This window comes from Longimicrobium sp., assembly GCF_036387355.1.
GTDB lineage: Bacteria > Gemmatimonadota > Gemmatimonadetes > Longimicrobiales > Longimicrobiaceae > Longimicrobium.
On record NZ_DASVTX010000009.1, the window covers coordinates 1 to 13217 of the forward strand.

A 13217-nucleotide genomic window follows, 5' to 3' on the forward strand; every position below is an offset into this window, starting at 1 on the left:
GATCGTTGTCACCCCGTGGGGCGCGGGCGGGAGCCAGTGACGGAGCGCACGATCATCACCCCCGCCAGGGTGAGCGCGGCGCCGGCAAGGGCCAGCGCGGACGGCCGCTCCCGCAGCAGTACCGCGCCCGCGGCCAGCGCCACGATGGGCGTAAGGTTGCTGAAGATGGCCGTGCGCGTGTTGCCGATCCGCTCCACGCCGCGGTACCAGATCAGGTACGCCAGGCTGATGGCGAACAGGGCGGAAAAGGCCAGCCCGCCCCACGCCTTGGGCGTCACCGCCCCCCACTCCTGCCGCGCCAGCGCCGGCACCCCCGCCGGCACCAGCCCCAGCGCCCCCACCCACAGCGTCCACGCCGTCGTGCGGGTGGACCCGTACCGGGCCACCAGCGGCCGCGAGCCCACGGTGTAGGCGGCCCAGGCAAAGGCGGCCACCACCAGAATGGCGTCGCCCACCAGCGCATCGCGACCCTCCACGCGCAGGCTGGCCCCGCTCACCAGCGCGATGCCGGAGATGGAAAGCGCCGCGCCGCCCCAGGTGCGCGGCCCCGGCTGCTCGTGCCCCGTGGCCAGGGACAGAAACGCCGTCATTACCGGGGTGAGCGCCAGAATCAGGCTGGTGTGCCCGGCGGCGCTGCGGTCCAGCCCCAGGATGAAGCACATCTGGTAGAACACGTTGCCCAGCAGCCCCAGCGCCAGGACCCGCGGCACGTCGGCGCGGGCGGGGAGCGCGATCTCGCCGCGCGACGCCAGCACCGCGAACACGAGCACGGAGGCAATGGCGAAGCGCAGCGCGTTGAAGCCCAGCGGGTCAAAGACGCGCAGCGCGTCCTTGACCACCGCGAAGTTGACGCCCCACACCAGCACCATGAGCGCCAGCGACGTTTCCGTCCATCCCCATCCCGGAACCGGCGCCGTGGCCTCGGCGCCCAGGTCCGCCACCCCGTCCCGCTCGCTCATCCATCCACTCCGCTGAAAAACCGAGCCGGGAGAGACGCCCATCGTCTCCCCCGGCATCCGGAATCCGCCCCCCGCGCGCGCTACCCGGCCGCGAACGGCGACTCGTGGAACCGCGCCAGAAGATCGGCGGGATCGCGGTACACCGCAACCGCGTCGCCCAGCTCCTCCGCGCTCCATCCGCCGCAGGTGACTGCCACGCACCGGACCCCCGCGCGGTTCGCCGCCTGGATGTCGTACGGCGTGTCGCCCAGCATGAGCGCCTCGTCCGGCGCGCACCCGGCCCGCTTCAGCGCCGCCTCCACGATGTCGGGATCCGGCTTGGACGCCTCCGCGTCGCTGGACGACGTTTTTTCATCCATCAGCGATTCCAGCCCGCCCTGCTTCAGCAATCCCTGCATGTCGGTCTTGCTGGCGGAGGTGGCGACGACCAGCGTGAGCCCCGCGTCGCTGAAGCGGCGCAGCAGCTCCGCCGCCCGGGGAAAGGGCTTGAGCGTCGGCAGATAGCGCTCGCGAAAGATCTCGCCGCGGCGCTCCTTCATCTGCTTTCCCTTCTCATCCTCCTCGTCCACCCCGGTCAGTTCGGGAAGCACCTTGTCGCCGCCCATCCCGATCATCCGGCGGACGCGCTCGTAATCGACGCTGAAGCCGAATTCCTGGCACACGTCCACCCAGGCGCGGGCGTGCTCGTCGTTGCTGTCCATCAGCGTGCCGTCCACGTCCAGCAGCACCGCCTTGAGCCCGCTCACGAAGCACCTCCGTCCAGCCGCTTGAGCGGGGTAATGGCGGGCCCGGTAAGCACCTCGCCCGTGGGCCCGAAGCGCGAGCCGTGGCAGGGGCAGTCCCAGCTGGCCTCCTCCGTATTCCACCGCACCACGCACCCCAGGTGCGTGCACAGCGCCGACATCTCGTGCACGGCACCGCCCGGGTCGCGGTAGCACGCCACCTTGGCCAGCCCGCGCTGCAGCACCGCGCCGCTACCCGGGGCAATCTGCTCCGGCCCGTCCACGTCGCCGCCCGTGGGCGCCAGGCGCAGGTACTCGGACGCCACATCCAGGTTTTCCTGCGCGAACTCCATCAGCGAGTCCGTGCTGATGCGCAGCCGCGACGGGTCGTACAGCGTTTCCCACTCGTTCGGCCGGCCCAGCACCAGGTCGCGGATGAGCATCCCGGCGATCGTTCCGTGCGTCATGCCGTGCCCGGAATCGCCCGTGCCCACGTACACGTTCCGCCGGCCGCCCGGGTCCCGGCCAATGAAGGCCAGGTAGTCCGCGGGCTCCATCACCATTCCGCTCCAGCGCAGGTCAAAGGTCTGCGCCATGGGAAAGTGCTCGCGTGTCCACGCTTCCAGCGGCGCGTAGCTCTGCCGCTCGTCATCCTCGTGCGCCTGCTTGTGGTCTTCGCCACCCACGATCAGCCACTCGTGGGCCGGATCGCCCTCCACCGGCTGCAGGCGGATGTAGTGGTAGGACTCGCGCGTGTCCCAGTAGAGCGCGCGCGCCACGGACCCGGCCGGGATCCTGGACGCGACGACGTAGGTGCGGTACGGCGCCTGTTTGGTGTGGGGCCGGAACCGGTCGTGGATGGGCGGATTGGTGCACACCACCGCCGCGCCCGCGGTGACGGAAAACCCGTCGCCGGACACGCGGGCGCGGTCGCCGCCCTCCACTTCCATGACGTGCGTGCCGGTGTGGATACGCCCGCCGCGCCGCTCGATTGCGTCGGCCAGGCCGTGCAGGTACTTGAGGATGTGGAACTGCCCCAGCCGCGGAAAGCGCAGCGCCGGGCCGCTTTCGAACGGCACGCCGGGGATGCGGTCCACCATCTCCGCGTCCGCGCCGGCGCGGCGGGCGGCGTCGCGCTCCGTTTCCAGAAAGTCGCGCGTCTTGTCGGGATCCAGAAAGTAGTAGCCGTTCACGCGCTCGTAGTCGCAGCGGATCCCCTCCGCCGCGACGATTTCGCCGATCTGCTCGATGGCGGCCTGGTGGCTTGCAAAGGCGAGCCGCGCGCCCTGTTCGCCGTGGACCTTCTCCAGGACGTGAAAGTAGTCGTCCAGCGCGCTGCTGAGGTGGGCGGTGGTCTGCCCGGACTCGCCGGCGCCGATGGCGTTCTTTTCCAACACGATGACGCGCTTGCCCGCCGCGGCGAGCAGGTACGCGGTGGTCATTCCCGCGATCCCCGCGCCGATGACGCACACGTCCGCTTCCGCGTCGCCCCGCAGCGGCGTGGTCTGCCGCTGCGGCGTCGTGGATTCCCACACCGACACCGACCGTTCGTTGGACTGCATCCCTGGCCTCCCGTCCCGTGCCCCCTGCGCCCGCCGCGCCCCGTGCGGCGGCGGGGTGGGACGGGGTTGCAATGATCGTACAAGGAGGAGGGGCAGGAGGCGGGATGGGGGGGAAGTGCGGGGCGGGGGATGGAAACGGTGAGCGACTGAATTCGCCGCAACAACGGCGGAAAGTCTCCCCACACAGACGGGGAGACTTCACCTGCACGGGGGCGGCGGGTGCCGGTGTGAGTGGCGGATGGTTCAGGGATCGGCACGGGGATCAGCGACGCTGCGGGTCTGCTGAGCGACTGAAGTCGCCGCAACAACTGCTGAAAGCCTCACGGTACTGCTGTGAGGCTGCTCGAGCGTGGAGAAGAGGTCGGCGCCGATACTCGCCCCGCGCCAAACGGCTCCCCCTCTCCCGCGGAGCGGGTGGAGGGGGTTGGGGGGAGGGGGCCTCCTTCGGCCGCATCGGCACCGTGCGAATCACACCGAACTGCAGTTCTCCCCTCTCCGTGCGGCAGTTTGCACGGGGAGGGGCCGAGGGTGGGGCCCGCGCGAAGCGCGACGCCGTTCCCGCCCGAAGCCTCCTGAGCGGCTTCAACTGCGTCGTGGCCCGCTACCGCAGCGCGCTCGCCACCACGCGCCCATCCAGCGCTTCCAGCGGGCGAATGCCGAGGATGGCGGCAAGGGTGGGGGCCATGTCCACCACCCGCACCGGCTCGTCGTGCCGGCCCGGGCGAAAGGCGGGGCCGTAGAAGATCACCGGCACGTGCACGTCGTACGCGTGGGGCGTCCCGTGCACCGCGTACAGGCCGGTTCCCCAGTCGCGCCCCGGATCCAGCGTCACCACCACCGGAATCGGCTGGTCGCGCGGAATCATGTGCACCCAGCGCCGCCCGATGGAGTCCCGCTCCAGCGCCTCGGGGCCCAGCGCCCACAGGTCCGCCATCCGGTCCACGCGGTGCACCCCCGGAACCCGACGCACCCGCGCCGCAAAGGCCCGCGCCAGCGAGTCGGCGTTCACCCCGCGCGGCAGCAGTTCCGGCCGCAGGAAGAGGATGCCGTCGTCGGTGAGGAACGCCGCGGGATCCACCCCCGCGCCAAGCTCGTTGCGCATCGCCACCACGAGCGTGTCCAGGCTCACGTGCCACCCCCGCGAGGCGCCGGGGTGCGCGACTTCCGGCAGCGACGCCACGCCGTGGTCCGCCGTGAGCGCGAACACCACGCGGGACGAATCGACCTGCGCGTACACGGAATCGATGAACGCGCCCAGCGTGCGGTCCAGACGCAGCACCTGGTCGTGGATTTCACGCGAGTCCGGGCCGTAGCGGTGCCCCACCGCGTCGGTCGTGGAGAAGGACACGGCCAGCAGGTCCGGGTGATCGCCGCGCCCCAGCCGCATCTCGCGCAGGCCGGTGATGGCGGCGTCCGCGGTCAGCTGGTCCATGAAGGGGAACTCGGTGAAGTACCGCGCGGCGCTGTCGGGATCGGTCGGAATGCGGTGCGGAAAAGCCGGCTCGTGCGCGCCGCGCGCAATGGGCGTGCGGCTTTCCGCCAGCACCGTGTCCGGCTCCGGGTACTCGCCCGCGGGCAGCAGAAGGTTCCACTCGCGCCCCGCCATGCCGTGCGGAATGCGCCGCGCGTTGAAGCGCCGCACCCAGGCGGGAAGGGTGTCGGCGTAGTAGCGGCTGGTGGTGAAGCCGCCCTGGTAGTCGTACCAGAACACGGACTGCTTCGCGCGCCCCAGCGGCAGAATGGCGCCGCGGTCCTTGCGGGAGATGGAGAGCGCGCGGCTGGCCGGGTTGGCGGCGCGCATCCAGTCAATCAGCGTGGTGCCGCGAAAGCGGAACGGCGACGCGCCCATCATTGTCCCCGTCAGCAGCCGCGCGGTGGTGTCGCCCACGCCGTACACGTTGGCCACAATGCCCGTGCTGGCGGGAAACCGTCCGGAAAGCGTGCTGGCGTGCCCGGGCGCGGTTTCGGTGATCGCGTGGTCCTGCATGCCGTTGCGGTAGAACGCGCCGTTGCGCGCCAGCCGGGCCAGCCCGCCCGTGAGCTGGTGCTGGTAGCGCGCGAAGTAGTCCGGCCGCAGCTGGTCGACGGTGATGAACACCACCAGCGACGGCCGCGCACCCTGCGCGGGAGCCGTCTGCGCGGCGGCGGGAAGCGCGAGGGCCGCGGCCAGCGCCGCGGCCGCGGTCAGTCTTGCGATCATTCGTGTTCCTGCGTCAATCGAGGGGGTGGATCAGGACAAGGTATTCATTCCAAACGACTTGTGCCATCCCGCACTCGGTTCGGAGGGGCAGGCGGTGGTGCCCGGTGCAAGCCGCTGACCGGCGTGCGCGTCCGTGGCGGGACCGCGACACGACCGTGACCGCCGGGCGCGAACGTCCGTCTGATTCGTGCAGCGCATCCGCCGCGCCCCGGGCTGCGCTCGCGCGGGCGCGGGGCATGCGGATACCGGCGCGGGATGGGTCCGTGCGCGCATTCCAGCGGGAGATTGCATAAATGACAGGCTTCAACGACGCAGTCGGGGAGTACCTGTGCGGGGACGGACCGTCGCGCCCGTGGACGCCCAAGCAGGAGGAAGACACGCTCCGCGGGCTGGCCGCTTGGATGCAGGGCCGCGTGGCGGTGGATTCGGTGGAGGCGGTGACGCCGGACGTGCTGCGGCGCTATGCCGAAGACCGGCACCTGTCCGATGAGGAGCTGGATGACCTGCAGGGCACGGTGGCCAGCCTGCGGATGTGGGCGCGCCGCCGCGGAGACGTGGAACCCACCCGTCCCAGCCGCGCCTGACCTCCCGCACCCCCACGAAAACGGCCGCGGACCCCGCACCCGGGTCCGCGGCCGTTCTGCATTTACGTGCACTTCTGTCGGCTGCTTTTCCGCGGTACTCAACCCGAGACCACCGCAGGCCAGAAAACCGCGCCCTCGCTCGAATCCTAACCAAAGTGGTCAAGCTCAAGGTCGCCATCCACCGAGGGCCAACTCGCCGGGAGAACAGCGGCGAGCGAGCACGGTTTGGTCCCCCGAGACCACAGCCATCAGGAGCTCTGAATGAGCGGACGCATGTGGCGGGAAAGGAGTGCGCACCCCCGGAGACATCCGAGCCGGCCCCCAATTACAATTGTGCCACTTGGAGATACGGGGTGAGTGGAGCCGGAGCGGGAGGTCGGGATGCGAGAAGCAGGGCACGGACAGGGTGCGGTGGTCGACGATGTAACCATCAGTAGTGTGGCTCCCGCGGTGAGCGTGCTGGAGCCAAGGTCAACGGCACTCGAGGACCACAACCCTCTCAAGCACCTGTACCAGACGCTACGGGAGCAGATGGATCTCCCGGCGCAGCACTTCAGCCGGTGGCCGGATCGATCCAGTCCGAGATCATGCGGCCATTGGATGGGCTCCGGATTATAGGTTGAGCATGATCGACGACTCTGAATCCGCCTCCAGTCCCAGGAGGCGTCCACGACGGCCGCTGCCACCCCCGCCCCCTCTTCAGGATTACGAGATCCTGCGGGAACTGGAGCCGCATCTCGCGAGTGTGCTCTGGCGCGCCTTGCGGGATGTGCGTTCCTGGGCAGAAGCATCGCTGGAGGAGCGACCGCGCCTCTTTCCCCCTGCGGCAGACGGGGTGCGTGAACGTCCTGCTTATCCGTCAGTCGGCTCGCCGATGCTGGCTCATGCACTGGGCATGCTCACGGTGGTGAGGTCCGCCCCGCGCGCGGCGAGCGTTGGTGAGGTGGTGCGTGCGTGCAGCGAGATCAGCACATGGGCAGAAGCGAACGCCTTCACCACTACGGCTACGGTGTGGGCTGAAGCCGCCGCCGTCGCGGATCCAGAGAATCCAATCACCTCCATCGACGCTGGAAAGCGGACCCGAAACGCGGCGATGTACGACCGTGCGGAAATCTGGTTTTCGCGCGGAAACACGCTCGCCTCCCGCCAGAGGAGTCGGCGCGAACAGATCCGGGCGCTTCTGGGCTACGGTACGCTGCTGAGAGAAGTTGGCCGGGTGGACGAAGCAAAGCGGGTGATTGCTCAGGCTTCCAGACTTGCTTCCCACACCCGCCGCCAGCGCCAGGCGGCGGAATCAGCGCACGACCTGATGCTGGTCGCCATTCTCGACGGCAACGATGAAGAGGTGCTCCAGTTCGCGACGGAAGCCATTCAGAGCTATCCAGTCCACCACCCGGCGGTTCCCGGCCTGGTGCACGACTGGTGTGTGTACATCCTCCGAATCGGCCTGCATGCGCAGGCGCTGCCGCTGCTCACGCAAATCGTACCCCTCGCGACCAGGCCTGATCTGAATGTGCTCTTTGCGTCCACATGGGGCCGTGCCGGGGCCGGTTCAGGCAGTCGGGAAATCTTTGAAGAGGCGGTCCGGGTGGTGATCTCCATGGCTGAAATCCACGGGCGCTGGGCATCCGCCGCGTACGGGTCCATTGCAGAAGGCGCATGTGCGCTGAAGGAGTGGGATCGCGCCGAAGCATACGCGGCCCGCGCCGTGGAGATCGCGATCGCCAGCGGAGACGTCGAGTCTCACCAGAATGCGCTGGACATCCTGGACGCGATCGCCACGCGGCGGATGCCCATTCAGGCTCGGGATTCCCCGCGGGGAACCCGGATCGCTTCCATCAGCGTGCGTCTCGCAGAATTGCTGGAGCGGCGACGTGGCTGACTCTCGCACGGCCCGCCCAGGCCTGGCACTCAAGGCTGCGGACAGACCGGTTCCGAATCGTTGCCGCTGCCCCCGAACAACCCGTTGCTGTCGGTCGTGGGCGTGCACGGCTCCGTCAAAGGGGATTCGTTGTCGCTCACGCTCCTGGCGGGCGGCTCCTCGGCGCGGTTTCCACTGCCGGTGAACAAGTCGCTATCCAGGCTTGGGCGAACAGGGCCTTCTCCGGTCCCCGTAAGATCACCTGCGCAGGCGGCGGTGAAGGCGAGGAGCGCGAGGGCGAGCAGATGGCGCATGAGTTCTCGGCGGCTGGGTGAGATCGTGGGGTGATGGCTCAACTCTAATCGCGGCTGGAGCGGATGTCGTTGGGGAGGCGCATTCCTTTTCCGCCATATGCGTCCGGCTATTCTCACGCGCACGGGCGGGCGACTCCGTGAAAGAAAGGAATCGAGCGACGATGCGAGCCCAGGAAACCGGAACAAGAGACAGAGAGCGGCACGCTCGCCCAGCCGTACACGTGATCGCGATTGTTCTGTTCCTGGCGCAGATGGGGTACGGTGGGTGGGTTGCGTACCTCGCGTCGCGCGGTGGCGGACCGGGTTGGCTGGGGCTGGGCGTCATGGGAGTCACGTTCGCGGTCGCCGGGGCGCTTTTCACGGCATCCACGGTGGCCGGCATCCGCACGGGGCGTCCTCTGCAGAAGAGTCGCTTCTTTCCCCTGGCTTCGATGCTCATGCTGGTGGGAGCGGCCGCGATGGTTCTCGGAATGCTGTTCGCACTCTGATTCCGGCAATTTCCGTTCGGCGCACGCGCTCAGGGCGCCGTCACACCTTCGTGGGCGGGACGGCCTCCCCGGGGGCGACGCCGTCATCGGTGGGGGCGGTGATGCGGCGGCGCAGGGCGGCGCGGGCGGAGTAGTAGCCGCACATGCCGTGGACGGCGCCGCCGGGCGGGGTGGACGCGGAGCAGATGTACAGGCCGTCCACCGGGGTGGCGTACGGATTCCGCCGCGGCGCGGGACGAAAGAACACCTGCCGCAGCGTCATGGCCCCCGCACTGATGTCGCCGCCCACCAGGTTGGGGTTGTGCCGTTCCAGGTCCGCCGGCCGCATTACGCTGCGCGCCGCCACCACGTCGCGGAACCCAGGCGCGAACCGCTCGATCTGGTCTTCGATCGCCCGCGTCATGTCCACGTCGCTGCCAAAGGGCACGTGGCAGTATGCCCAGGCGATGTGCCCGCCCGCCGGCGCGCGGGATGGATCGAACAGCGTGGGCTGCACCACGAGGGTAAACGGCTTTTCGGGAATGCGCCCCGCCAGCGGCGCGTGCTCCGACGCGGCGACCTCGTCCATGATCCCGCCCAGGTGCACCGTGGCCGCGCGCCGGCATTCCGGATTGCGCCACGGGATGGGCTCCCGAAGCGCCCAATCCATCTTGAACGAGCCCGCCCCGTAGCGGTACCGCTCCAGGGTGGCGCGATACCGCGCGGGAAGCCGGTGCCCGGCGATGCGCAGCACCTGCCGCGGCGTAAGGTCCATCAGGATCAGGGGTGTGCCGGCGAGCTCGTCGATGTTCTCCACCGGCGCGCCCGTGACGATCTCGCCGCCCAGCGAGCGCAGGTGCGAGGCGAGCGCGTGGGCGATGCTGCGCGACCCGCCGCGCGCGATGGGCCACCCCACCGCGTGCCCCGCCGCGGCAAGGGTGAGCCCGAACGCCGCCGTGGGCGACTCCGTGAGCGGCACCATGGAGTGCGCCGCGTTGCCGCTGAACAGCGCCCGCGCCTGGTGCCCGCGAAACGAGCGCTTCGCCAGCCCGTACGCGGACTGCAGCCCCGACAGCCCGAAGCGGGCCAGCAGAAACGGGTGGTCCGGAAACTCCAGCGGGCCCAGCACGTCTTCCGCCAGCACCAGCCACCGGTCCACCCACGGCTTGAACATCTTCTTCCACGCCCTGGCATCCGGCCCCAGCGTGGCACCCGTGTCGTCCATGGACCGCTCCAGCATGGCCACGGTGCCGTCGTCGAACGGGTGGGCCAGGCAGGCCGGGGAGTGGATCCACTCCAGCCCGTGTTCCTCCAGCGGCAGCGTGCGAAAGAAGGGAGACGACACGCCCAGCGGGTGCACGGTGCTGCACACGTCGTGCAGGTAGCCGGGCAGGGTCAGTTCCTCCGTGCGCATCCCCCCGCCGATCACGTCCGCCCGCTCGCGCACCACCACGCTGCGCCCCGCCTGCGCGAGCGCGATCGCCGCGGCAAGCCCGTTGGGCCCCGATCCCACCACCACGGCATCCGTTCTCGCCATCCCTCCGTCCCCCGCTGGAATCCGCTCGCCGTCCCGTGCGGCGGGGCGGGCACGAGGCATACCACGCCGCGCGGCGACGAATCCGCGGGGCGCGGGCGGTGCGTATCCATCCCCGGCAGGCCCGCGCGCGAAGGCACTCCATCCGCTCCGGCGGGAACCTTGCACGCAGGTTGGGCGTTACAGCCATACCCGCCCGGAACGCGGCGCGGCACCATCGCAGAGAGGGACCCGATGCTGATCAAGAAGCCCGAGATTCCGTCGTCCGAAATCACCCCCGAGGGGCTGTACCTGAACCGCCGCCAGTGGATCGGCGCGGCGGCGGGCGCGGTGGCGGCGGCGTCCGTGCCCTCCGCGCTGCTGGCCTGCGCGCCAGGCGGCGAGCAGGACGACAAGCCGAACTCGTACGAAGACATCACCAGCTACAACAACTTCTACGAGTTCGGGACGGACAAGAGCGACCCGGCCCGTAACGCGCCGCGCACCCTGCGCACCAGCCCGTGGACGGTGGAGATCGGCGGGCTGTGCGACCGGCCGGGCCGCTACGCCTTCAACGACCTTGTGCGCGCCAACCGCGTCGTCGACCGCACGTACCGCATGCGCTGCGTGGAGGCGTGGTCCATGGTGATCCCATGGCGCGGCATTCAGCTGCGCGACGTGATCAACCAGGCGCGGCCGCGGGCGGGGGCGCGCTTCGTGGAGTTCACCACCCTGCACGACCCCGCGCAGATGCCGGGGCAGCGGCGGCAGGTGCTGGACTGGCCCTACCTGGAGGGGCTGCGGATGGACGAGGCCATGCATCCGCTCACCCTGCTGGCCACGGGCATCTACGGCCGCCCGCTCCCCGCGCAGAACGGGGCGCCGCTGCGGCTGGTGGTGCCGTGGAAGTACGGCTTCAAGAACATCAAGTCCATCGTGCGCATCCGCTTTGTGGACCGGCAGCCGCGCAACACGTGGCAGGTGTCGGCGCCCACGGAGTACGGGTTTTACGCCAACGTGAACCCGCAGGTGGACCACCCCCGCTGGTCGCAGGCGCGCGAGCGCCGCATCGGTGAGTGGCGGCGCCGGCCCACGCTCATGTTCAACGGCTACAGCGAGGTGGCCAGCCTGTACAGCGGCCTGGACCTGCGCCGGAACTTCTGAGCATGGCGGCTCCCGCGCCCTGGCAGCTGCAGGCCGCCCGGTGGATCCGGCCCGTCGCGTGGATCGGCGGGCTGGTTCCGCTGCTGCTGATGGTGCTGGCCGCGTTCACCACCGGGCTGAGCGCCGACCCCATCAAGGAGGTCACGCACCGCACCGGCTGGGCGGCGCTGCTCATGCTCATGCTGTCGCTTTCCGTGACCCCGCTGCGCGCGCTGACGCGGTGGAACTGGCTGGCGCCCGTGCGGCGCACGCTGGGGCTGTGCGCGTACGGCTACGCGGTGGTCCACTTTCTCATCTACATGGTGGACCAGGGCTTCTCGTGGGGGTACATCACCGAGGACATTCTGGAGCGCCCGTACGTCACCGTCGGCTTCGCGGCGCTGGTGATTCTTACGCCGCTGGCGCTCACCAGCACCAAGGGGATGATCCGCCGGCTGGGCAAGAGGTGGCAGAAGCTGCACCGGCTGGTGTATGTTGCGGCGGGGCTGGGGGTGCTGCACTTCCTCTGGCTGGTCAAGAAGGACCTTCGCGAGCCGCTCATCTTTGCGGCCGTGCTCGCCGTTCTCCTGCTCTTTCGCGTTCTGCCCATCGGAAAGGCGAAGAAGCAGAAGCGCGATCCCCCGCGCCGCGCGCCCGCCCCGGAGCGGCCCGCGGTCCGGGGGTGACGGCAGACGATGCGCGGCGGTGGCGGCTTCCGGGTCCGGCACACTGAATCAGGAGACGTGGGGATGGATGGCCTGGCCATGATGATCGTACTGTGCACGCTGATCCTCACCACCGGCGGTGTGCTGATCCTTCGCCCGATCTCCAAGCGGCTCGGAGTGTTTCTGGATGCCGTGACGCAGGCCAAGCTGCGCGCCACCCCCGAAGTGGAGCTGACGCGCATCCGCGAGGTGCTTTCCAGCATTGACGGACGGCTGGACCAGATCGAGGAGCGGCAGGACTTTGCCGAGGCGCTGATCACCACCGATCCCAAGCTGCTGGCCGGCGCGCCTGTGCGGCCCGAGCGGAATTGAGCGGCTGAACCTCGTTCTGGTTGATGGATGGAAGAAGGCCGCCCGGGTGCACGGGGCGGCCTTTTTCGTGGGCGATGGATGGGATGGGATGCGGATGATTGTGCGGATCCGCGGATGTGGCCCTCACCCGTCCGCGCTGAGACGCGTCCACCCTCTCCCACGAACAGATGTGGGAGAGGGGGCACACCCCAGAATCGTGCGTCGGGCGGAGTCGAGGCGCATTGAGGCACCCCGCTCCCCCAGCCCCTCTCCGCAAGCGGGGGAGGGGGAGCCGTTCGGCGCGGAGACGGAGGATGGTGCGGGGGTCGCCGGGGTCCGTGCCCGGCGGTTCAAACCGCGCCTCGAATTACACAAAGTCCGCCTCCGCGGACTGCGGCGGTTGGTCCGGTGCGCGCCCCCGCGCCGGACCGTTCGCCGGGTCGGTTGAAGCCTCGATCGTGGACGCGTCAGCGGCCGCGAGTCGGGGCTTACCGCTGTTCGAGCGGCGGATTCATCCGCTCAGGATGGGGCCGGGCGGGAACGGCGTCGCGCTGTGCGCGGGCCCCTCCCCGTGCAAACTGCCGCACGGAGAGGGGAGAACTGCATTTCAGTGTGGTTCGGACGGTGCCGATGCGGCGGAAGGAGGCCCCCTCCCCCCAACCCCCCTCCACCCGCTCCGCGGGAGAGGGGGAGCCGTTCGGCACAGGGGCTGAGGTCGGCGCGCGCGGCCGGCAGGGCCCCTCCCCGGCCCTCCCCGTGCAATCAGCCGCACGGAGCGGGGAGAACGTCATCGGCAACCGCGGCCGCGTGCAGGTGAAGTCTCCCCGTCTGTTTGGGGAGACTTTCCGCCGTTGTTGCGGCGACTTCAGTCGCTCA

At 69.8% G+C, this 13217-nt stretch carries 11 protein-coding genes; 6 read left to right on the plus strand and 5 right to left on the minus strand.

What is annotated here, in order from left to right; translation table 11 throughout:
* Nucleotides 1-8: 8 nt before the first annotated feature.
* The 4 genes from VF665_RS00435 to VF665_RS00450 all read right to left on the minus strand — a co-directional run bounded on the left by VF665_RS00435 (nt 9) and on the right by VF665_RS00450 (nt 5443).
* Nucleotides 9-959, minus strand: coding sequence for a DMT family transporter (locus VF665_RS00435; protein WP_331051422.1), 951 nt, complete (start codon nt 957-959; stop codon nt 9-11).
* 80 nt (nt 960-1039) lie between these two features.
* Nucleotides 1040-1705 carry an HAD family hydrolase gene (locus VF665_RS00440; protein WP_331051423.1) on the minus strand — a complete coding sequence of 222 codons (666 nt, stop codon included), beginning with the start codon at nt 1703-1705 and terminating at the stop codon, nt 1040-1042.
* A complete protein-coding gene (locus tag VF665_RS00445; RefSeq protein WP_331051424.1) occupies nt 1702-3243 on the minus strand; it encodes an FAD-dependent oxidoreductase in 1542 nt (513 codons plus the stop codon). The genes VF665_RS00440 and VF665_RS00445 overlap by 4 nt, the downstream gene beginning before the upstream one ends.
* A gap of 601 nt (nt 3244-3844) precedes the next feature.
* Nucleotides 3845-5443, minus strand: coding sequence for an alkaline phosphatase family protein (locus tag VF665_RS00450; RefSeq protein WP_331051425.1), 1599 nt, complete (start codon nt 5441-5443; stop codon nt 3845-3847).
* 293 nt (nt 5444-5736) lie between these two features.
* Between VF665_RS00450 and VF665_RS00455 the strand changes: the two genes are divergently transcribed.
* The 3 genes from VF665_RS00455 to VF665_RS00465 all read left to right on the plus strand — a co-directional run bounded on the left by VF665_RS00455 (nt 5737) and on the right by VF665_RS00465 (nt 8690).
* Nucleotides 5737-6027: a hypothetical protein gene (locus tag VF665_RS00455; protein WP_331051426.1), complete on the plus strand. Its 291-nt coding sequence runs from the start codon at nt 5737-5739 to the stop codon at nt 6025-6027.
* 619 nt (nt 6028-6646) lie between these two features.
* Nucleotides 6647-7909 (plus strand): hypothetical protein, encoded by a 1263-nt coding sequence (locus tag VF665_RS00460; protein ID WP_331051427.1) that lies wholly within the window; start codon nt 6647-6649, stop codon nt 7907-7909.
* Between the two features lie 514 nt (nt 7910-8423).
* Nucleotides 8424-8690 carry a hypothetical protein gene (locus VF665_RS00465; protein ID WP_331051428.1) on the plus strand — a complete coding sequence of 89 codons (267 nt, stop codon included), beginning with the start codon at nt 8424-8426 and terminating at the stop codon, nt 8688-8690.
* A 40-nt stretch (nt 8691-8730) separates the two neighbouring features.
* On the opposite strand, the gene VF665_RS00470 is transcribed toward VF665_RS00465, so the two are convergent.
* Nucleotides 8731-10206: an NAD(P)/FAD-dependent oxidoreductase gene (locus VF665_RS00470; protein WP_331051429.1), complete on the minus strand. Its 1476-nt coding sequence runs from the start codon at nt 10204-10206 to the stop codon at nt 8731-8733.
* Nucleotides 10207-10437: 231 nt separating this feature from the next.
* Between VF665_RS00470 and msrP the strand changes: the two genes are divergently transcribed.
* The 3 genes from msrP (at nt 10438) to VF665_RS00485 (ending at nt 12362) form a co-directional block, all read left to right on the plus strand.
* Nucleotides 10438-11346, plus strand: a complete 909-nt coding sequence (gene msrP, locus VF665_RS00475; protein WP_331051430.1) for a protein-methionine-sulfoxide reductase catalytic subunit MsrP — start codon at nt 10438-10440, stop codon at nt 11344-11346.
* A gap of 2 nt (nt 11347-11348) precedes the next feature.
* On the plus strand, nt 11349-12011 hold the full coding sequence (locus VF665_RS00480; RefSeq protein WP_331051431.1) for a protein-methionine-sulfoxide reductase heme-binding subunit MsrQ: 663 nt from the start codon (nt 11349-11351) through the stop codon (nt 12009-12011).
* Nucleotides 12012-12074: 63 nt separating this feature from the next.
* The gene (locus tag VF665_RS00485; protein WP_331051432.1) at nt 12075-12362 is read left to right on the plus strand and encodes a hypothetical protein; all 288 of its coding nucleotides are present in this window, start codon (nt 12075-12077) and stop codon (nt 12360-12362) included.
* Nucleotides 12363-13217: the final 855 nt, after the last annotated feature.